We start from the raw sequence: 19,758 nt of genomic DNA, 5'->3' as shown, positions 1-19,758 counted from the left end.
GCCGCCCGCGGGGCGCCCGGGGACGCGTCCCGACCACCCCCTCCCACCTGCCAGAATGGATCCCATGTCTATCCCTGCGACCACCCGCCACCGCACCCTGTCCGGCATGCAGCCGACGTCCGACTCGCTGCACCTCGGCAACTACCTCGGGGCGCTGGTCAACTGGGTGGCGCTGCAGGAGGAGTTCGACGCGTTCTACTGCGTCGTGGACCAGCACGCGCTGACGGTCGAGGTCGACCCGGCGGTGCTGCGGCAGCGGACCCGGGTGACGGCCGCGCAGTACCTCGCGGCGGGGGTCGACCCCACCCGCTCGGCGGTCTTCGTGCAGAGCCACGTGCCCGAGCACGCCCAGCTGATGTGGATCCTGAGCTGCATCACCGGTTTTGGTGAGGCCAGCCGGATGACGCAGTTCAAGGACAAGACCGCCAAGGGGCACGTCGCCAACGTCGGGCTGTTCACCTACCCGATCCTCATGGCCGCCGACATCCTGCTCTACGACGCGGCGCGGGTGCCGGTCGGGGAGGACCAGCGTCAGCACCTGGAGATCACCCGGGACCTCGCGATCCGGTTCAACCAGCGCTTCGGCGAGACGCTCGTGGTGCCCGAGCCGCACATCGTCAAGGAGGGCGCCAAGATCCAGGACCTGCAGGACCCGACCGCCAAGATGAGCAAGTCGGCGGCCAGCGACAAGGGACTGATCAGCCTGCTCGACGACCCGGCCAAGAGCGCCAAGAAGATCCGCTCCGCCGTCACCGACGCCGACCCGCAGGCGGTCGTGCGCTATGACCCGGAGCACAAGCCGGGCGTCTCCAACCTGCTGACGATCCACTCCGTCCTCTCCGGCACGCCGATCCCCGAGCTGGAGGCCCACTTCGACGGCAAGATGTACGGCGATCTCAAGAAGGAGACCGCCGAGGTGCTCACCGAGTGGGTGACCCCGTTGCGGTCCCGTGCGATGGAGCTGCTCGACGACCCGGCCGAGCTGGACCGGATCCTCGCGGTGGGTGCCGGGCGGGCCCGGGAGGTCGCCACCGCGACCATCGGGCGCGTCTACGACGCGGTCGGGCTGCTCAGGCCGGCGGAGCGCGCGTGACCACCTCGCAGGGTCGTCCCTGACCGCCAGGAGCCGTCCGTGACCGTCATCGGAGTGTCGATCGCCATCCCCGAGCCCTGGGGTGGCCAGCTGCAGCGCGCCCGGTTGTCGTATGGCGACGACCAGGCCCACGGCATCCCGACGCACGTCACGGTGCTGCCGCCCACCGAGGTCGGCGGGGAGGACCTGCAGCGGGTCCACGAGCACCTGCTGGAGGCCGCAGCGGCCGTGGAGCCGTTCGACGTCGAGCTGCGCGGGACCGGCACCTTCCGGCCGGTGTCGCCGGTGGTGTTCGTGCAGGTGGCGCGGGGGATCCCGGCGTGCGAGCAGCTGGAGGCCGAGGTCCGGCACGGGCTCCTGGACCGCGAGCTCAGCTTCACCTACCACCCGCACGTGACCGTGGCCCACGGCGTGCCCGAGGAGGCCCTGGAGCGCGCCTACACCGAGCTGGCGGACTACACCTGCGCCTTCACCGTCGAGGAGTTCTTCCTCTACATCCAGGGCGAGGACGAGGTGTGGCGCCCGGTGCGCCGCTACCGGCTCGGTCTCCCGGTCCCCGCCTGACGGCGCTCGGCCGCGAGGCTCAGTCTCGACGCCGGGGGCGGCGCTCCTGCCGGCTCAGCCGACGGGTGACGAGAGCTCCGGCCCCCAGCAGCACGGCCGTGAGCACCCCCGCGCCCCACCACCGCTGCAGCGGTCCCGGCGAGGCGGTGCCCTGCAGCGCCGGTGAGGTGGGGGTCGGCCAGCTCGACGGGGGCGGCGCCGCCGTGGCACCGGGGGTGGCGGCGCTGCTCGACGGGCTCGGGGAGGCAGAGGCGGAGGCGCCGGCGCCCGCCTCCAGGGTGCCGACGGGGGTGGCCTGGCTGCCGTGGGCGAAGGCCCAGTCCATCAGCCCCGCGACCTGCTGCCAGCTGACGGTGTCCGAGCACATGAAGCTCACGACGTAGGACCGGCCGCCGCGGGTGGCCGAGCCGATGAAGGTGCGGTGCGCGCCGGTCGTGAAGCCGGTCTTGACCCCGGTCGCCCCGGGGTAGTGCGTGAAGAAGTGGTTGAGGTTGCTGACCGGGTAGGGCGCCACGACGGTCCCGTCCGGCTGGCGAGCCCCGGGGAAGGTGATCTCCCGGGTGGCGACGTAGGCGCGAAAGTCCGGGCGCCGCATGGCCGCTCGACCGATGGCGGCGAGGTCGTAGGCGCTGCTGCGCTGACCCGGGGCGTCCAGGCCGGAGGGGTCGACGGCGACGGTGTCGTGGGCCCCCAGCTCCGCGGCGGTGGCGTTCATCCGCTGCAAGGTCCCCGCCAGCCCGCCGGGGCCGCTGCGCGCCAGCGCATAGGCCGCGTCGTTGGCCGAGAAGAGCAGCAGCGCGCCCCAGAGCTGGTCGGTGCGGTAGGGGTTGCCCGCGACCATCCCGACCCGGGTGCCCTCGGCGGCCTGGTCGGCGGTGGTGGCGGTGATGACGCGGTGGGGGTCCAGGTCGGGCAGCAGCGTCAGGGCCGTGAGGGTCTTGAGGGTGCTGGCGGGGTAGAGCCGCGCGTGCGGGGCCTTGGCGACCAGGACCTGCCCGCTCGCCTGGTCCGCCAGCACGTAGGAGGTCGCGTCGAGCTCGGGCGGTCGGGGCACGCCCGCGGGCACGGACAGCACCAGGCCGTTGCTGCCGAGCTGGTCGCCGCCGACCGGGTGGTCACCCGCGGAGACCGCCGGGGCCGGGTAGCGCGGGGCCGGGCCGGGCGCAGTCGTGGCCGTCGGTGCGGGGGTCGGGGAGCCCTTGGGGGGACGGGACCCGGCCGGGGACGGCGGAGGGGGCATCAGCGTCCCGGGGCACGGCGCCTTGGTCACGGTGGAGGTCGGGGCGGGGGAGGGGGCCGGTCCGGGTGCGCCTACCGCCGGCGCCGCGGCCCCCAGCACGGCGGCAGCCGGCAGCGCCGTCGCCGAGGCCAGCGCCCCGGCCAGCAGCGTGCTGCCGACGGCGGTGAGTCGCGTCCGGTGGCGGCGTGTCGAGCGGTGGTGCGGCATACGGACCTGTCTCCCCGGCGCCCGCCCTGGTTGGGGCGCCCCTCCTGCTGGGCACCCTACCGACCGGGCCCGAGTGTCTAGGCGGCCGAGGCGTCGTGACGGGCGATCGCGGACTCGTAGTGGGCCACCAGCTGGTCGACCAGCGCGGCCCACGAGCGGGTGGAGACCCGCGCCAGCCCGGCGGTGCCCATCGCGGCGCGCTCGGCGGGGGACTGGGCCAGCCGGCGGACGCAGTCGGCGAGGTCCGTCGCCGAGGCGGGGTCGAAGAGCAGCCCGGTCGTGCCGTGGTCCACGAGGTCCAGCGGGCCGCCCATCGCGGGCGCCACCACGGGCAGCCGGGTCGCGGCGGCCTCCTGCAGGGTCTGCCCGAAGGTCTCCCGGGTGCCGGTGTGCACGAAGACGTCGAAGGCGGCGTAGGCCCGCGCCAGGTCGTCGCCGGACCGGCGCCCGAGGAAGACCGGCGGCAGGTTGGGTCGCCCCGGGCTGCTCGCGACCGCCTCGGACAGGGTCTCGGCGAGCGGCGCCCGCGAGGGGCCGTCCCCGACGATCACGAACCTCGTCCCGGGGATCTGCGCGCAGGACACCAGCCGCTCGACCTCCTTCTCCGGGGCGAGGCGACCGACGTAGCCCAGCAGCACCTGGCCGTCCGGCGCGAGCGCCGACCGCAGGGCCCGCGAGCCCGCGTCGTCGCGCCACTCGGGGCGGAAGAGGGAGGTGTCCACGCCGCGGCCCCACAGGCCGGTCCGGGGGACGCCGTGCGCCTCGATGTCGCGCAGCGCCGCGCTCGACGGCGCCAGCGTCAGGTCGGCGAGGGAGTGGATGCGACGGATCCAGCGCCACGCGGCCTTGGCGGCGGCCCGCCCGGTCGCGGCGCCGGCGACGTTGCCGTGCTGCTCCAGGTAGCTCGGCATGTCGGTCTGGTAGATCGCCACGCACGGCAGGCCCAGCCGGGAGGCGGCGGTCAGGCCGCGCGCGCCGAGCACGAAGGGCGACGCCACGTGCACCACGTCGGGCGCGAATCCCCGCAGCAGCGCCTCGATCTCGCCGGTCGGCAGCCCCACCTGGAACTGCCGCACCGGGATGCTCGTCACGGCGCGGACCGGGAATCCGGCATACGTCTGCGGGGCGGGTGCGGGGGCGATGACCATGGCGTCGTGCCCGGTCTCGCGGAGCCGGTCGAGCACCCGGCACACGCTCGTGGTGACGCCGTTGAGCGAGGGCAGGAAGGACTCCGTGACGATCGCGATGCGCACGTGGCCACCATCCCCGGGGCCGGTGAGGCGGCGGCGACCTGACGGGGTGTGTCGGGTGGCGGTCAGGTGTCCGGCGGGTGTCCAGCCGTATGCCGCGCCCCCGACCTGCACCGTTGCGGCCATCCGGGAGGTGACTGTTGGGTACGGTGCTGACCATGGCCTCCGACGACAGCGACCGCCGTGCCGACCCCCGCCTCTACTGCGTGATCCCCGCCGGGGGAGCCGGCACCCGGCTGTGGCCGCTGTCGCGGTCCGGGCGCCCGAAGTTCCTGCACGACCTGACCGGGTCGGGGCGCTCGCTGCTGCAGGCCACCTACGACCGGCTCGCGCCGCTCTGCGACGGGCGGGTGCTGGTCGTGACCGGCGCCCGGCACGAGGCGGCGGTCACCGCCCAGCTGCCCCACGTCGCCGCCGGGGACGTCCTCGTCGAGCCCGGCCCGCGGGACTCCATGGCGGCCATCGGGCTCGCCGCGGCGGTGCTCGAGCGCCGTGACCCCGAGGCGATCCTCGGGTCCTTCGCCGCGGACCACGTCATCGAGGGCGAGGACCGGTTCCACGCCTGCGTGCGCGAGGCCGTGGCCGTCGCCGAGCAGGGCTACGTCGTGACCATCGGCATCGAGCCGACCTTCCCCGCAACGGGGTTCGGCTACATCCGGGAGGGTGACGAGCTGGCCGTCGAGGGCGCGCCCCGGGCGCGGCTCGTGTCGGAGTTCGTCGAGAAGCCCGACGCGGGCACGGCCGCGGCCTACCTGTCCCTCGGCACCTACCGGTGGAACGCCGGCATGTTCGTGGTCAAGGCCTCGGTGCTGCTGGACCTGCTCGCGGAGTACCACCCCGAGCTGGCGGCGGGGCTGCGCGCCATCGCCGCCAACCCGTGGGTGCTCAACCAGACCTGGAAGGAGCTGGAGAAGATCGCCATCGACCACGCGGTGGCCGAGCCGGCCGCCGCGGCCGGTCGGGTCGCGGTCATCCCCGGCGACTTCGGCTGGGACGACGTGGGCGACTTCGACTCCCTCGCGGGGCTGCTGCCGGCGGCGGGGGAGTCCCCGGACCGCGAGAACGTCGCCGTGCTCGGGCCCGCCGACAACGTCCACATCCGCAACGCCTCGGGCGTGGTGGTCAACCGCTCCGGCCGCCAGGTGGTGCTGCTCGGTCTCGAGGACGTCGTCGTGGTGGACACGCCCGACGTGCTGATGGTCACGACCAGGCGCCAGGCGCAGGACGTGAAGTCGATCGTGGAACTGATGAAGGAGCGCGGCTACCCCGAGCTCACGTGACGTGGATCGTTCCATCCACGACGCGTTAGACCGGGGGGTGCCCGCGACCGGCGGGGGTCCGCCCACTAGGGTTTGAACCATGGCTGACAGCACCGACAAGCCCACCGCCCGCACCGAGTCGGACCTGCCGCTGGAGGCGGTATACGACGCGTCGTCCCTCGCGGGCTTCGACCCCGACGAGTCGTTGGGCCGCCCGGGCTCCTACCCCTTCACCCGGGGCGTCTACCCGACGATGTACACCGGTCGTCCGTGGACGATGCGGCAGTATGCCGGGTTCGGCACCGCCAAGGAGTCCAACCAGCGCTACCACGAGCTGGTGCGCGCGGGCACCGGTGGCCTGTCGGTGGCCTTCGACCTCCCGACGCAGATGGGCTACGACTCCGACGCGCCGCTGGCCAGCGGCGAGGTCGGCAAGGTCGGCGTCGCCGTCGACTCGCTCGACGACATGCGTGTGCTGTTCAACGGCCTGCCGCTGGACAAGGTGTCCACCTCGATGACGATCAACGCCCCCGCCTCGACGCTGCTGCTGATGTACCAGCTCGTCGCCGCCGAGCAGGGCGTGGCCGCCAACCAGCTGACCGGGACGATCCAGAACGACGTGCTCAAGGAGTACATCGCCCGCGGGACCTACATCTACCCGCCGGCCCAGTCGCTGCGCCTGATCTCCGACATCTTCGCCTACTGCAACAAGGAGATCCCGCGCTGGAACACCATCTCCATCTCGGGCTACCACATGGCCGAGGCGGGGGCCACGCCGGTGCAGGAGATCGCGTTCACGCTGGCCAACGCCAAGGCCTACGTCCAGGCCGCGATCGACGCCGGCCTCGACGTCGACGCCTTCGCGCCGCGGCTGTCCTTCTTCTTCGTCGCCCGCACCACCCTGATCGAGGAGGTCGCGAAGTTCCGTGCGGCCCGGCGGATCTGGGCGCGCATCATGCGCGACGAGTTCGGCGCCAAGAACCCGAAGTCGCAGATGCTGCGCTTCCACACCCAGACGGCCGGTGTGCAGCTGACCGCCCAGCAGCCCGAGGTCAACCTCATCCGCGTGTCGCTGCAGGGCCTGGCCGCCGTGCTCGGCGGCACCCAGTCGCTGCACACCAACTCCTTCGACGAGGCGATCGCGCTGCCGACGCAGAAGGCCGCCCGCCTGGCGCTGCGCACCCAGCAGGTCATCGCCTTCGAGACCGACGTGTGCAAGACCGTCGACCCCTTCGCGGGGTCCTACGTCGTCGAGTCGCTCACCAACGACATCGAGGAGGCGGCCTGGGACCTGCTGCGCAAGGTCGACGAGCTGGGCGGCGCGGTCACGGCGATCGAGCAGGGCTTCCAGAAGACCGAGATCGAGCGCTCCGCCTACGCGACCCAGCTGAAGACCGACTCCGGCGAGCGGATCGTGGTGGGGCTCAACAAGTTCCAGATCGACCAGGAGGAGCACTACGACCCGCTGCGGGTCGACCCGCAGATCGAGGTCGACCAGTGCGAGCGGCTCGCCGAGCTGCGCAAGCAGCGCGACGGCTCCCGGGTGGAGGCGGCGCTGGACGAGCTGCGCACGGCCGCCGAGGGCACCGGCACCAACCTGCTGCTGCCCATGAAGGCCTCCCTGGAGGCGGGCGCCACCGGCGGCGAGGTGTCCAACGCGCTGCGTGACGTGTGGGGGCAGTACGTCCCCCGTGACGCCTTCTGACCCGCGCCCGGGCGGTAACCTTGCCGCTCATGGGCTCCGGGCATGAGGACAGGCAGATCCACCACGACGTGCTGACGGACCTGGCCTCCCTGGAGCCCGAGCTGGTCGCGCTGCGCCGTGACATCCACGCCCACCCCGAGCTGGGCTTCGCGGAGCAGCGCACCACCACGAAGGTCAGCAAGCGGCTGCGCGCCGCCGACCTCCACGTCACCCCGATGCACCCGACGGGGCTCGTGGTCGACATCGGCGCGGCGGAGCCGCAGCGGCGGGTCGCGGTGCGCGCCGACATCGACGCGCTCCCGCTGACCGAGCGCACCGGCCTGCCCTTCGCGTCGACGGTGGCGGGAGCCTGCCACGCCTGCGGGCACGACGTGCACACCACCTGCCTCGTCGGGCTCGGCCTCGTGCTCGCGCCGTTCCACGAGCGGTGGCGCGAGCAGGGGCTCGCCGTCCGGCTGCTCTTCCAGCCGGCCGAGGAGGTGATGCCCGGCGGCGCCCACGCGATGGTGCAGGCCGGGCACCTGCGCGGCGTGGACCTCGCCTACGCCCTGCACTGCGACCCCACCGTCGACGTCGGCGAGATCGGGCTGCGCACCGGGCCGATCACCGCCGCGACCGACATCCTCACCGTGCGCCTGCGCGGCCGGGGCGGGCACACCTCACGGCCCCACCTCACCCAGGACCTGACCTACGCCCTCGCGACCGTGGTCAAGGAGCTGCCCGCCGTCCTGTCCCGCCGCGTCGACCCGCGGGCCGGGCTGGCGCTGGTGTGGGGGACCATCGAGGCCGGCGGCGCCCCCAACGTCATCCCGTCCTCCGGGGCCGCCTCGGGCACGCTGCGCATCCTCGACGCCGACGTGTGGGACGCCATCGGGCCGCTGTGCGAGGAGGTGGTCGCGCAGCTGGCGGCGCCATACGGCGTGGAGGTGGAGATCGACCACCGGCAGGGGGTGCCGCCGGTCGTCAACGCACCGGCGGCTGTGGCGCACGTCGTCAGCGGCGCCACGACGATGCTCGGGCCGCACGCCGTCGGCCCGACCCCGCAGTCCCTGGGCGGCGAGGACTTCTCCTGGATGCTGCGGGACGTGCCCGGCGCGCTGATGCGCCTCGGGACGCGCACCCCCGGCGGCGCCACCTACGACCTGCACCGCCCCGACCTCGTGGTCGACGAGCGCGCCATCGGGGTGGGCGTCAAGGTCCTGGCGGGGACGGTCCTCGCGGCGCTGGCCTGACCGGGCGCCCGACCGCGCGACATAACAGTTCGTGGTCGGTTCGTCGCGTACGGGGTAACCCGGCCTCGACATCGACGAGGTGGGTCCTAGGGTTGTCCCATCCCGCACTACAAAGGAGTACTCCCTTGAGCCGCACCGTCAAGGCCGCGACCGCTCTGGCGGCCGCCTCTCTCGCCCTCGCTGCCTGTGGCAGCCCCAACTCCGAGTCCGGCTCGTCCGGTGGCTCCTCCGGCGGCGCCGGCGGCGGCAAGGCCGCCAAGGTCGGCATGGCCTACGACGTGGGTGGCCGCGGTGACCAGTCCTTCAACGACGCGGCCGCCCGGGGCCTGGACCAGGCCAAGTCCGAGCTGGGCGTCGAGACCAAGGAGTCCGTCGCGACCGCCGGCGAGCCCGAGTCCGCCCGCGAGGAGCGGCTCCAGCAGCTCGTCGAGGCCGGCTACACCAACGTCGTCGCCGTCGGCTTCGCCTACGCCCCGGCCGTCAAGAAGGTCGCTGCGGACAACCCCGAGGCGAAGTTCGCGATCGTGGACTCCACCGACGCCAAGGGCCCCAACATCCAGAACATCGTGTTCTCCGAGCAGGAGGGCTCCTACCTCGCCGGCGTCGTCGCCGCGAAGAAGTCCAAGACCGGCAGCATCGGCTTCGTCGGCGGTGTGCAGACGGACCTCATCAAGAAGTTCGAGGCGGGCTTCCTTGCGGGCGCCAAGGCCACGAACCCCAACATCAAGACCCAGGTCAAGTACCTCACCCAGCCGCCCAACTTCACCGGCTTCGCCGACCCGGCCGCCGGCAAGACCGCCGCCGAGGGCATGCTGTCCGCCGGCGCCGACGTGATCTACCACGCCGCGGGCGGCTCCGGCTCGGGCGTCTTCACCGCCGTCAAGGCCAAGAACGCCATGGCCATCGGTGTCGACTCCGACCAGGCCAAGACCGCGCAGCCCGACGTGCGCGCCTCCATCATCACCTCCGTCGTCAAGCGCGTCGACGTGGGCGTCCTGGAGTTCGTCAAGCAGGCCAAGGACGGCAAGATCAAGTCCGGCGAGGCCGTCTTCGACCTCAAGTCCAACGGTGTCGAGCTCGCCACCACCGGCGGCAAGATCGACGACCTCAAGGCCGAGCTCGACAAGGTCAAGGCCGACATCATCTCCGGCAAGATCGTCGTCCCCAGCAAGTGATCCCGGTGGCCGGGAGCGCGGTGGCCCCGCGGCTCCCGGCATACCGACCAGCGCGTATGCCGCGCGGCCCGGCCACCGCCCCCTCGGGGCAGGGGCCGGGCCGCACGCATCCGCGGGGCCGCCCGGACGCGGCGCCGACCCGACGGTAGGGTGACCCGGACAGCTGCAGCAGGCAGGGCAGCCGAGCAAGGAGCGTGGACCATCAGTACTCCAGCCACCGCCACGCACCAGGACGCGCCACCGGCCGTCGCGGTGCGCGGCATCACCAAGAGGTTTCCCGGCGTGGTGGCCAACAAGGACATCACCTTCTCGGTCCCCAAGGGCACCATCCATGCGCTGGTGGGGGAGAACGGCGCCGGCAAGTCGACCCTGATGAAGATCCTCTACGGCGTGCAGCGCGCCGACGAGGGGACCATCGAGATCGACGGCCGCGAGGTCACCTTCCACAGCCCGAGCGACGCGATCGCCGCCGGCGTCGGGATGGTCTTCCAGCACTTCAAGCTCGCGGACAACCTCACCGTCACCGAGAACGTCGTCCTCGGCGCCGAGAAGCTCCACGGCATCGGCGACGGGGCGCGCGAGGAGATCCGCCGCATCTCGAGGGAGTACGGCCTCGGCATCGACCCCGACGCCCGGGTGGGGGACCTCGGCGTGGGGCACCAGCAGCGCGTGGAGATCCTCAAGGTCCTCTACCGCGGCGCCCGCATCCTCATCCTGGACGAGCCCACCGCCGTGCTCGTGCCCCAAGAGGTCGCCGAGCTCTTCGACAACCTGCGGACCCTCACCGCCGAGGGCCTGACCATCATCTTCATCTCCCACAAGCTCGACGAGATCCGCCAGGTCGCCGACGACATCACCGTCATCCGTCGCGGCACCACGGTCGGGACCGCCGACCCCCGCACCGTCACCAAGCAGGAGCTCAGCGAGCTCATGGTCGGCCGCGAGATGCCGAGCCCGCAGACCGAGGACTCCACCGTCACCGACCGCGTGGTGCTGCGACTCGAGCACGTCCGGCTCGCCCGCCCCGGAGGGCGCGACGTCCTCGACGACATCACGCTGAGCGTGCACGCCGGAGAGATCCTCGGGATCGCCGGGGTGGAGGGCAACGGCCAGGACGAGCTGGTCGAGGTCATCATGGGGATGCGCGACCCCTCCTCGGGGCGGGTCTACCTCGGCGGGGAGGACATCACCGACTGGCACACCCGGCGCATCCGCGAGGCGGGCGTGGGCTACGTCCCCGCCGACCGGCACCGCTACGGCCTGCTGCTCGAGGCGCCGCTGTGGGAGAACCGCATCCTCGGGCACCAGACCCAGCCGCCCAACACCGCCGGCCCGTTCGTCAACGCGCGGGGGGCCAAGGCCGACACGGAACGGATCGTCGGCGACTACGACGTCCGCACCCCCTCCATCCACGTGACCGCGGGCGCGCTGTCCGGCGGCAACCAGCAGAAGCTCATCATCGGCCGCGAGATGGCCCACGAGCCGCGGCTGCTGCTGGCCGCGCACCCCACCCGCGGCGTCGACGTGGGCGCGCAGGCCGCGATCTGGGACCACATCAAACGCGCCCGGCGCGACGGCATGGCGGTGCTTCTCATCACCGCCGACCTCGACGAGCTGCGCGGCCTGTCCGACTCGATCCGCGCCATCGTGGCCGGGACGCTGTCCGAGCCGCTGCCGCCCGACCTGACCCTCAAGGCCCTGGGCGCCGCCATGATGGGCGGCGACCTGAGCGAGGTCAGCCTGCACGGCGACGACCTGGACCCGCTGGCGGGCGGCGCCCCCGGCACCGGCGCCCCGCACGAGGCCGTGCCGGGCGCCCCGGACAGCACCCTGCCCAGCGCCGGCGCCACCCGGCATACGGCCGAGGCCTCCACGACCGGTGGCCCGCGGACCGAGGAGTCCCCCCGATGAAGTTCTCGCCCCGCGCCTTCCTGCTCGCGCTCGCGGCGCCGCTGCTCGCGGTCCTGGTCGCCTTCGTCGTGACCTCGCTGATCCTGCTGGTCGCCAAGGACCCGGTCGGTGCCGTGTGGGCCGAGCTGCTGCGTCAGCCGAGCCCCCGGCTGCTGGCCCGCATCATCAACGGCGGGGTCGTCTACTACCTCGCCGCGGTGGCGCTGGCCATCGGCTTCCGGATGAACCTCTTCAACATCGGCGCCGAGGGGCAGTACCGCATCGCGGTCTTCGCTGCCGCGGTCTTCGGGGCCCAGGGCTACCTGCCCGGCTGGGCCAACGTCGTCGCCACCCTGGTCGTGGCGATGCTCGTCGGAGCCGGCTGGGCGTCGATCGCCGCCTACCTCAAGGTCAAGCGCGGCATCTCCGAGGTCATCTCCTCGATCATGCTCAACGCCATCGCGACGAGCGTCGTCGCCTTCCTGCTGACCAAGGCGCGCGACACGTCCGCCGGCGCCGGCAGCAACGTCACCAACACCAAGCCGCTGCCGCAGGACTCGTGGGTGCCCGGGCTGGCGCTGGTCCCCGGCACCACGACCAAGGTCTACGGGCTGCTGGTGGTGGCGCTGCTCGTCGGCGTCGCCTACTGGCTGGTGCTCGGCAAGACCCGGTTCGGCTTCGACCTGCGGGCCTCGGGCCTGTCCGAGACCGCCGCCGTGGCCAGCGGGGTCGACGCCCGGCGCATGGTCGTCACGACGATGCTGCTGTCGGGGGCGGTGGCCGGCCTCATCGGCATGCCGCTGCTCTTCGGGCAGGACCACGCCTACGGCACCAACTTCCAGCCGGGCATCGGCTTCGCCGGCATCGGCATCGCGCTGCTCGGCCGCAACCACCCGATCGGGATGGGCCTGGCCGCGCTGCTCTGGTCCTACCTGGAGCAGCAGGGCAACGCGCTGCAGATCAAGGCGGGCGTCTCCGACCAGCTGGTCGCCATCATCCAGGGCGTGATCGTGCTGGCCGTCGTCATCGCCTACGAGATCGTGCGGCGCACCAACGTCCGACTCGAGCAGGCCAAGGTGGCGCGGGATCTCGCGGCGCAGTCGACACCGACCGCCCCGACGACGCAAGGAGCGAGCGCATGAGCACCGTCGCCACCGCGCCGGGCACCGACTCGGCCGGCCCCGGACCCGACCGCTCCCGCGCGCCCCGGCGCCGGCGTCGGCTCACCCCGCTGCAGCTCGCCGGCGTCGCCCTGCTGGCGCTGCTCTTCGTCTCCGTGATGCGGGTCGTGACCGGGGAGAACGACCTCGCGTCCTCCGGGGCGCTCGCCGCGGCCCTCGGTCTCGCGGTGCCGATCGGCATGGCCGGTCTGGGCGGCCTGTGGTCCGAGCGGGCCGGCGTCGTCAACATCGGCCTCGAGGGCATGATGATCCTCGGCACCTGGGGCGCCGCGTTCTTCGCCTACCACTGGGGGCCGTGGGCCGGTGTCGTCGGCGCGATCCTGCTCGGGGTCGTCGGAGGTGCCATCCACGCGCTGGCCACCGTCGTCTTCGGCGTCGACCACATCGTCTCCGGCGTCGCCGTCAACCTCATCGGCATGGGCGGTGCGAAGTACCTCGCCGCCCGCACCTTCACCGGCACCGAGGGCGGTGGCGCGACGCAGTCGCCGCCGCTGCCACCGCTGCCGGACATCACCGTGCCCGTGCTCTCGCCCGCGCTGACCTCCCTCGAGTCCAGGCACATCTTCTTCGTCTCCGACGTCGCCGGGCTGCTCGCCGCCTTCATCACCAACTTGTCGGTGCTGACCCTGATCGCGGCGGTGCTAGTCGCCGTGTCCTGGTGGGTGCTGTGGCGCACCACCTTCGGGCTGCGGCTGCGCTCCTGCGGCGAGAACCCCTGGTCCGCCGAGTCCCTCGGCGTCAACGTCTACCTCTACAAGTTCCTGGCCGTGCTGATCTCCGGGGGCTTCGCCGGGCTCGGCGGCGGCTACCTCGCGCTCGTGGCGGCCAACATGTTCCGCGACGGGCAGACCGGCGGCCGCGGCTACATCGGTCTGGCCGCCATGATCTTCGGCAACTGGCGACCCGGCCCGCTGGCCGCCGGCTCGCTGCTCTTCGGCTACTTCGACGCGGTCCAGCTGCGCGGCGGGGCGGTCCACGGGATGCTCCTCGTCCTCGGCGTGCTGCTGGTGGCCCTCGGCGGCTGGCAGATCGTCCGCCGCAACCTCACCGGCGGCATCGTGGCCCTCGTCGTCGGCGGGCTGGCCGTGTGGATCTTCCTCGCGACCGACCAGGTGCCCGGCGAGCTCGCCGGGGCCGCGCCCTACGTCGCGACCCTGATGGTGCTGGGCCTGGCCTCGCAGACGCTGCGGATGCCCGCGGCCGACGGCCAGGTCTATCGCAAGGGCGAGGTGGGATGAGCCGTATGCCGTCCGCCGCGCCCGGGCGCGCGCCCGGACCCGGGTCCGGGCCGACCGTCGACTGGGAGAGCCTGCGCGAGGCCGCGGTGGCCGCGATGCGGCACGCCTACGCGCCCTACTCGTCCTTCCCGGTCGGCGTCGCCGGCCTGGTCGACGACGGCCGCGTCGTGGTGGGCTGCAACGTCGAGAACGCCTCCTACGGCGTCGGCCTGTGCGCCGAGTGCGGCATGGTCTCGGCGCTGCACGCCTCCGGCGGCGGCCGGCTGGTCGCGGTCGCGTGCGTGGACGCCGACGGGTCGCCGCTGATGCCGTGCGGCCGGTGCCGACAGCTGCTCTGGGAGCACGGCGGCGCTGCCTGCCTGCTGGCGACGCCCCGCGGGGTGCTGCCGATGAGCGAGGTGCTGCCGCAGGCCTTCGGCGCCGACGACCTCGACCGTGCCCGGCCGTGACGTGCCCGGCCGTGACGTGACCGCCCTGCACCGGCCCGAGGACCTGGCCGAGCCCGGCGTGCTCGAGCCCGCCGCGATGTACCCGCCGCTGCCGGAGGGGGAGGTCCCCGACGCCGCCGTGATCTGCTTCTTCCCCGACACCGTGCGCGCGGTGGGGGAGCGCGAGGGCAGCGACGTCGCGTTCAGCTTCACCTCGATCATCGGCGGCCAGCCCTGCTACGTCCGGGAGGTGGCGGGCCGGCGGATCGCCTTCTTCTTCCCCGAGATCGGGGCCCCGCGGGCCGTGATGTTCCTCGAGGAGGCGATCGCGCGGGGGATCAGCCGGTTCGTGGCCGTCGGGTCCGCGGGGGTGCTGGTGCCGTCGCTCGTCATGGGCCACCCGGTCGTGGTCACGTCGGCGCTGCGGGACGAGGGGACGAGCGCCCACTACGGGGCGACCACGTCGGTGGTCGAGGCGGGCGCCGGCGGCATACGGGCCTGCGTCGCTGCCCTGGAGGCGGTGGGGGCGGCGCACGAGCGCGGCCGCACCTGGACGACGGACGGGATCTATCGCGAGACCCGGTCCACCGTGGCGCGGCGCATCGAGGCCGGGTGCGTGCTCGTGGAGATGGAGGCCAGCGCGCTCCTCGCGGTGGCGGCCCATCGCGGCGTCGAGCTGGGGCAGATCCTCTTCAGCGCCGACTCCCTCGCCGGCGAGGAGTGGGACCACCGGGGTTGGGTGGGTGCCGGCGACGCCCACGAGCGGGTCTTCTGGATCGCGATGGACGCGGCCGCGAGGCTGGCAGCCGGCTGAGCGTCGGCTGGCAGCTCCCTCCCGACCCTGCGGCCGGGCACAACCTCGCCGCCCCCGCCGGGCGTCGCACGGGGTGCACCGGGAACGCCGTGGGTCAGACCCACGTTGCATCGGGCAGGACGACCGACGACATACGGGAGTGACCATGGGATTCCTCGACCGACTGCTGGGCCGGACGCCGCGGCAGGACCACCAGCAGCCGCAGGGCTACCAGCCGCCGCAGCCGCAGTACGCCCCGGCGCCCGCCGGCTACGAGCAGGTGGGGACGCCCGCGCAGCCGGGGCAGCAGGGCCAGCCCTTGCAGCCGGGTCAGGCGGGGCAGCCGGCGCCGTCGGCGGAGGACCAGCAGGCCATCGAGCGCTACCGCTACCTGCTGCGCACCGCCCCGCCGGAGAAGGTCGAGGAGGCGCACGCCGAGGCGTTCGCGAAGCTGACGCCCGAGCAGCGTCAGCAGGTGCTGGCCGGGCTCGCCCAGTCTGGGGAGAAGCCGGCCGGCGACGACCCGCGCTCGCTGGCCCGCGCGGCCACCCGCGCCGAGCTGCGCGAGCCAGGGTTCATGGAGCGGACGTTCGGCGGCACCGGTGGTGGCGGGGGCCGCGGCGGCATGGGCATGGGCGGCATGATCATGGGCTCCATGCTGGGCTCGATCGCCGGCGTCGTGGTCGGGACCGCGGTGGCCGGGGCGATCTTCGACGGCTTCGACGGGTTCGGGGACGGCGGCGCGGACTTCGCCGGTGGCGACGCCTTCGGCGACATCGGCGGGGACCTGGGCGGGGGCTTCGACGGGTTCGGCGACTTCGACTTCTGATCTTCCTCCGATCGTGGTCGGTTTGGGTCGCCCAGGCGCCCAAACCGACCACGTTGTCGTGAGGGGAAAGGGGCGGGGGGCTCAGGGACTCAGGAGCCCCCGAGCCGTATGCCGTCCGCCAACCGCCCCTCGTCGGCGAGGGCCCGCAGCTGACCGGCGACCCGCTCGCGCAGAGACCACGGGTCGATGGTGTTGACGTAGATCTTCGTGCCGCCCTCGAACCCCGCCAGCGTGGAGACCCGCCACTTGAGCACGATCCGCCAGGGCAGGGGCAGGTCGACGCCGGTCGGGGTGTGGTGCCACTCCTCGTTGCACGGCACGCGGGGCCCCGTGGCGGCGTGCATCGCGTGGAGCAGGTCGGCGACCCCGTCGACCTCCGCCCGCTGCTGCCGCCACGGCTCACGCGTCGGCGACAGGGAGTGCACCTCGAGGGTGGGGTAGCGGTGCCCGAACCCCGCGTAGGCGACCGCGTGCTCGGTGCGGGCGACCACGAGTCCGGCGCGCTCGGCGAGGGCGGGGCCGGCGTCGGCATACAGGGTGGGGTCGCGGCGCAGCCGCTCCTGCTCCTGCTCGGCCTGGGTGCCGAGCTCGTCGACGGCGACGAGCTGCTTGTGCAGGTGGTCGAAGGAGGCACCGGCGGCCTTCAGCCAGTTCTGGAACGCCGCGACGTAGCGCACGTGCGGGTTGGCCGCGTAGAGGTCGGCCATCGCGTCGACCGTGAACCTCACGTAGGCGCGGTGCTCCTCGGGAGTCAGGGTCCCCGACGAGGCGAGCCCGCCGGTCTCGGTGGCGCCGTCCACCAGGTGACGGCGCGCGACGATCACGTCGTGCCCACCACCGAAGAAGGCCTCCGTCCCCGCGAGCCGGGCCGCGTCGTCCAGCCGCTCCCACTCCTGCGCGGACGTGCCGCTCGCGAGCGCCTTGGCGCGGGCGACGGCGAGCACGTGGGCGCGACCGGCCGGGTCGGCGAGGTAGGCGTCCCGGCGGGCCCGTGCCGCAGGCGACAGCGTGACGCCGTGGTTGAGCCGCCAGTAGTCGTAGCTGAGGATCTCGAAGAGGTTGGGCACGCGCCGGAACTCGGCGACCGTGTCGTGGAGCTCGTTGCGGGACAGGTCGGTCAGCGTCATCCACCCGGGATCTGCCGTGTCTGCGGCGGGATCTCACGAGCCGCGCCTTCTCCGGCGGCGTCTCGGCGTAGCGCTCCGGGCAGAACGCGCACAGCCGGTCCCGCTCGTCCCCGGCCACGGGAGCCGCCGCCGGGACCGGGGCCTCGAGCGGTCGGTTGCCCCGCCCCGGAACCGTCCACACCTGCGTCCCCGTGAACGGGTTGCGCTGCTTGACCGTCCCGTCCCGCAGCCGCGCGAGGTAGCGGTCGTCAGGGCGGCGGGCGCTCGTCATACGGCCCATCCTGCCCCTGACCGGCGCCGGTCGGACGGGCGGGCCGGAGCACCTAGGCTGTCCCGGTGAACCTCCGCTCCGTCGTCGCCGACACCCGCCCGCTGCAGCACGGTGACTTCCGGCGGCTGTGGACGGCCAACATCATCACCGTCATCGGCGCCCAGCTGACGATCGTGTCCGTGCCGGCGCAGATCTACGCCGACACGGGCTCGTCGGCCTATGTCGGGTTGACCGGGATCTTCGGTCTGGTGCCGCTCGTCGTCTTCGGGCTGTGGGGTGGGGCGCTCGCGGACCACGTCGACAAGCGGCGGTTGCTGACCATCACGACGGTCGGGCTGATCGTGACGACGCTGGGCTTCTGGCTGCAGGCGGCGCTGGGGTGGGGCAACGTGTGGATCCTGCTGGGGCTCTTCGCGATCCAGCAGGCGTTCTTCGCGGTCAACCAACCGACGCGCACCGCGGTGCTGCCGTCGATCCTGCCGATGGATCTGCTCCCGGCGGCCAACGCGCTCAACATGACGCTCTTCATGGCCGGCGCGATCGCCGGGCCGCTCGTGGCCGGGGCCCTGATCCCGCTCGTCGGGTTCTCGTGGCTCTACCTCGCCGACGCGATCTGCCTGCTCGCCACCCTGTATGCCGTCCGCCGCCTGCCGCCGCTGCCCGCCGAGAGGCACCCGGGGTCGCCGTCGTCCGCGCCCGGGCTGCGCTCGGTCGTCGACGGGATCCGTTATCTCGGAGGGCATCCCGTGCTGATGATGAGCTTCGTGGTGGACCTGATCGCCATGGTCTTCGGGATGCCGCGGGCGCTCTTCCCCGAGATCGCGCACGTCGACCTCGGCGGCGAGGTCGGGGGAGGGCTGGCCTTCGCGGTGCTCTTCGCCGCGATCCCGGCGGGTGCCGTGCTCGGCGGGGTCTTCTCGGGGTGGGTGTCGCGGGTGACGCGGCACGGGCGGGCGGTGGTGCTGTGCATCGTCGCGTGGGGCGTGGGAGTCGCGCTCACCGGCGCCGCGGTGCTGCCGGCGGGCGGTCGGCTGCACCCGTGGATCTGGCTGGCGGCGGTCGCGCTCGCCGCCGCGGGGGCCGCGGACATGGTGTCGGCGGCGTTCCGGCAGGCGATGCTGCAGTCCGCGGCCTCGCCGGAGGTGCGGGGGCGGTTGCAGGGGATCTTCATCGTGGTGGTGGCCGGCGGGCCACGCATCGCGGACGTGGTGCACGGCTACGCGGCGGGGCTGGTGGGGGCGGCCTGGGCGACGCTGGCCGGTGGCGTGCTCGTGGTCGTGCTGGTGCTCGCGGCGTCGGCGCTGGTGCCCTCCTTCGCCCGCTACCGCACCGACCTACCGCCGGCGCAAGCATCGACCGGCCGTCCTTCCCCAGGCTGATGCTCCTACCCCCGGCGGGTCTGGCGACGCCCGCGTCGCGGCGCGAGGAAGCGCCCATCGGTCAGGACGCGGCGAGCCCCTTGACGATCTCGTCGAGCGCTTCGAGGTGGGCCGCCAGTGCTGCACGTCCTGCCCGCGTGATCCGGAAGTGCGTCTGGGGTGTCTTGCCGCGAAAGACCTTCTCGGAGACGAGATAGCCCGCGTCCTCGAGGATCGCCGCGTGCTTGGACAGCAACGCATAGCTCACGTCGAGGGCGTCCTTGAGCGTCTGGTAGTCGGCCGAGTCCACGCTGGCCAGTGCACACATGACCGTGAGCCGCACGGGGGAGTGGATGACGTCGTCCAGCGACTGTCGGGCGTGCGCGAGGCTCACCGGAACGCCCGGACCAGTCGGAGTCCGACCAGAGCCAGCGGCAGCACGCCGGTGAGCGCGACGAGCGAGGTCCAGGCCCATCCGACGTCGTGCCCCGCGGCCGGGACGATCCAGGCCCAGCCGGCGACCAGGACCACCGCGAGCATCCAGGAGAGGGCTGCGACCATGGCCGCCCGGTGCCCTCGCGGATGCACCTGGCGGTGGGCATGCGTGGCGCGCAGCAGCCAGGTAACCCCGGCGATGGTGAGGAAGAGGGCGGCGAAGCGGATGATGCCTCCCCACGCCATCCCGTGCGTCTGGTAGAGGAGCGCGTGGCAGGCGCCGAAGAGGGCGGCGGTCCCGACGAGATACCACCCCTCTGTGCGCGAGACGCCCTGCGGGTGTGCGCTCGCGGCCTCGGCAGCAGCCCTGGTGAACCGAACGGGAGGATGCTGTTTCGTTGACATGTAGCCATACTGACAACCACTAAACGATTCGTCAACAAGGGCGGGAGGGTTGTCGTCGGGACCGTCCTCCACGAGGGT

General features: G+C 73.1%; 18 protein-coding genes and 1 pseudogene. 13 read left to right on the top strand and 6 right to left on the bottom strand.

Annotation, left to right across the window (positions count from 1 at the left end):
• The first annotated feature begins 64 nt into the window (after positions 1–64).
• Together trpS and ADJ73_RS16220 are read left to right on the top strand one after the other, a co-directional pair.
• On the top strand, positions 65–1,093 hold the full coding sequence (trpS, locus tag ADJ73_RS16225; protein ID WP_216593656.1) for a tryptophan--tRNA ligase: 1,029 nt from the start codon (positions 65–67) through the stop codon (positions 1,091–1,093).
• A 39-nt stretch (positions 1,094–1,132) separates the two neighbouring features.
• A complete protein-coding gene (locus tag ADJ73_RS16220) occupies positions 1,133–1,657 on the top strand; it encodes a 2'-5' RNA ligase family protein (protein WP_050349133.1) in 525 nt (174 codons plus the stop codon).
• Between the two features lie 19 nt (positions 1,658–1,676).
• On the opposite strand, the gene ADJ73_RS16215 is transcribed toward ADJ73_RS16220, so the two are convergent.
• Positions 1,677–3,104 carry a D-alanyl-D-alanine carboxypeptidase family protein gene (locus ADJ73_RS16215; protein WP_050349132.1) on the bottom strand — a complete coding sequence of 476 codons (1,428 nt, stop codon included), beginning with the start codon at positions 3,102–3,104 and terminating at the stop codon, positions 1,677–1,679.
• 77 nt (positions 3,105–3,181) lie between these two features.
• Complete coding sequence (locus tag ADJ73_RS16210) at positions 3,182–4,357, bottom strand: glycosyltransferase family 4 protein (RefSeq protein WP_050349131.1); 1,176 nt, start codon at positions 4,355–4,357, stop codon at positions 3,182–3,184.
• Between the two features lie 155 nt (positions 4,358–4,512).
• On the opposite strand from ADJ73_RS16210, the gene ADJ73_RS16205 reads away from it, so the two are divergent.
• The 10 genes from ADJ73_RS16205 to ADJ73_RS16160 all read left to right on the top strand — a co-directional run bounded on the left by ADJ73_RS16205 (position 4,513) and on the right by ADJ73_RS16160 (position 16,084).
• Positions 4,513–5,634, top strand: a complete 1,122-nt coding sequence (locus tag ADJ73_RS16205) for a mannose-1-phosphate guanylyltransferase (protein ID WP_050349537.1) — start codon at positions 4,513–4,515, stop codon at positions 5,632–5,634.
• A 79-nt stretch (positions 5,635–5,713) separates the two neighbouring features.
• Positions 5,714–7,318, top strand: coding sequence for an acyl-CoA mutase large subunit family protein (locus ADJ73_RS16200; RefSeq protein ID WP_050349130.1), 1,605 nt, complete (start codon positions 5,714–5,716; stop codon positions 7,316–7,318).
• 29 nt (positions 7,319–7,347) lie between these two features.
• Positions 7,348–8,550, top strand: coding sequence for an amidohydrolase (locus ADJ73_RS16195; RefSeq protein ID WP_050349129.1), 1,203 nt, complete (start codon positions 7,348–7,350; stop codon positions 8,548–8,550).
• A 125-nt stretch (positions 8,551–8,675) separates the two neighbouring features.
• Positions 8,676–9,725 (top strand): BMP family lipoprotein, encoded by a 1,050-nt coding sequence (locus tag ADJ73_RS16190; RefSeq protein ID WP_050349128.1) that lies wholly within the window; start codon positions 8,676–8,678, stop codon positions 9,723–9,725.
• 252 nt (positions 9,726–9,977) lie between these two features.
• The gene (locus ADJ73_RS16185; RefSeq protein WP_253272617.1) at positions 9,978–11,636 is read left to right on the top strand and encodes an ABC transporter ATP-binding protein; all 1,659 of its coding nucleotides are present in this window, start codon (positions 9,978–9,980) and stop codon (positions 11,634–11,636) included.
• Positions 11,633–12,757, top strand: a complete 1,125-nt coding sequence (locus ADJ73_RS16180; protein WP_050349126.1) for an ABC transporter permease — start codon at positions 11,633–11,635, stop codon at positions 12,755–12,757. The genes ADJ73_RS16185 and ADJ73_RS16180 overlap by 4 nt, the downstream gene beginning before the upstream one ends.
• A complete protein-coding gene (locus tag ADJ73_RS16175) occupies positions 12,754–14,034 on the top strand; it encodes an ABC transporter permease (protein ID WP_050349125.1) in 1,281 nt (426 codons plus the stop codon). The genes ADJ73_RS16180 and ADJ73_RS16175 overlap by 4 nt, the downstream gene beginning before the upstream one ends.
• A 5-nt stretch (positions 14,035–14,039) precedes the next feature.
• Positions 14,040–14,483: a cytidine deaminase gene (locus ADJ73_RS16170; protein WP_050349124.1), complete on the top strand. Its 444-nt coding sequence runs from the start codon at positions 14,040–14,042 to the stop codon at positions 14,481–14,483.
• Positions 14,470–15,276: a nucleoside phosphorylase gene (locus ADJ73_RS16165; RefSeq protein WP_216593655.1), complete on the top strand. Its 807-nt coding sequence runs from the start codon at positions 14,470–14,472 to the stop codon at positions 15,274–15,276. The genes ADJ73_RS16170 and ADJ73_RS16165 overlap by 14 nt, the downstream gene beginning before the upstream one ends.
• 145 nt (positions 15,277–15,421) lie before the next feature.
• Complete coding sequence (locus ADJ73_RS16160) at positions 15,422–16,084, top strand: hypothetical protein (protein WP_050349123.1); 663 nt, start codon at positions 15,422–15,424, stop codon at positions 16,082–16,084.
• An 89-nt stretch (positions 16,085–16,173) separates the two neighbouring features.
• Here the strand turns inward: ADJ73_RS16160 and ADJ73_RS16155 are convergent, their stop codons facing one another.
• Entirely contained in the window at positions 16,174–17,211 is a 1,038-nt protein-coding gene (locus ADJ73_RS16155) for a DUF4921 family protein (RefSeq protein ID WP_253272616.1), read from the bottom strand.
• Between the two features lie 82 nt (positions 17,212–17,293).
• Positions 17,294–17,482: pseudogene (locus ADJ73_RS17675) on the bottom strand (DUF4921 family protein); the annotation flags it as partial.
• A gap of 65 nt (positions 17,483–17,547) precedes the next feature.
• Here ADJ73_RS17675 and ADJ73_RS16150 point away from each other — a divergent pair.
• The gene (locus tag ADJ73_RS16150) at positions 17,548–18,861 is read left to right on the top strand and encodes an MFS transporter (RefSeq protein WP_050349122.1); all 1,314 of its coding nucleotides are present in this window, start codon (positions 17,548–17,550) and stop codon (positions 18,859–18,861) included.
• Between the two features lie 61 nt (positions 18,862–18,922).
• Here the strand turns inward: ADJ73_RS16150 and ADJ73_RS16145 are convergent, their stop codons facing one another.
• Positions 18,923–19,234, bottom strand: a complete 312-nt coding sequence (locus ADJ73_RS16145) for a winged helix-turn-helix domain-containing protein (protein ID WP_050349121.1) — start codon at positions 19,232–19,234, stop codon at positions 18,923–18,925.
• Positions 19,231–19,752: a hypothetical protein gene (locus ADJ73_RS16140; RefSeq protein ID WP_050349120.1), complete on the bottom strand. Its 522-nt coding sequence runs from the start codon at positions 19,750–19,752 to the stop codon at positions 19,231–19,233. Before ADJ73_RS16140 ends, ADJ73_RS16145 begins: the two co-directional genes overlap by 4 nt.
• Between the last annotated feature and the right edge of the window lie 6 nt (positions 19,753–19,758).

This window comes from Arsenicicoccus sp. oral taxon 190 (genome assembly GCF_001189535.1).
Taxonomy (GTDB): Bacteria; Actinomycetota; Actinomycetes; order Actinomycetales; family Dermatophilaceae; genus Arsenicicoccus.
Note: the sequence above shows the minus strand (reverse complement) of the source record. Positions and strands in the feature narration are given on the sequence as shown.

What these genes read in the sequence shown, in the direction of transcription:
- trpS (WP_216593656.1), top strand. Translation starts at nt 65, where the DNA reads ATGTCTATCCCTGCGACCACCCGCCACCGCACCCTGTCCGGCATGCAG.
- ADJ73_RS16215 (WP_050349132.1), bottom strand. Translation starts at nt 3,104, where the DNA reads ATGCCGCACCACCGCTCGACACGCCGCCACCGGACGCGACTCACCGCC.
- ADJ73_RS16205 (WP_050349537.1), top strand. Translation starts at nt 4,513, where the DNA reads ATGGCCTCCGACGACAGCGACCGCCGTGCCGACCCCCGCCTCTACTGC.
- ADJ73_RS16200 (WP_050349130.1), top strand. Translation starts at nt 5,714, where the DNA reads ATGGCTGACAGCACCGACAAGCCCACCGCCCGCACCGAGTCGGACCTG.
- ADJ73_RS16195 (WP_050349129.1), top strand. Translation starts at nt 7,348, where the DNA reads ATGGGCTCCGGGCATGAGGACAGGCAGATCCACCACGACGTGCTGACG.
- ADJ73_RS16180 (WP_050349126.1), top strand. Translation starts at nt 11,633, where the DNA reads ATGAAGTTCTCGCCCCGCGCCTTCCTGCTCGCGCTCGCGGCGCCGCTG.
- ADJ73_RS16175 (WP_050349125.1), top strand. Translation starts at nt 12,754, where the DNA reads ATGAGCACCGTCGCCACCGCGCCGGGCACCGACTCGGCCGGCCCCGGA.
- ADJ73_RS16170 (WP_050349124.1), top strand. Translation starts at nt 14,040, where the DNA reads ATGCCGTCCGCCGCGCCCGGGCGCGCGCCCGGACCCGGGTCCGGGCCG.
- ADJ73_RS16160 (WP_050349123.1), top strand. Translation starts at nt 15,422, where the DNA reads ATGGGATTCCTCGACCGACTGCTGGGCCGGACGCCGCGGCAGGACCAC.
- ADJ73_RS16155 (WP_253272616.1), bottom strand. Translation starts at nt 17,211, where the DNA reads ATGACGCTGACCGACCTGTCCCGCAACGAGCTCCACGACACGGTCGCC.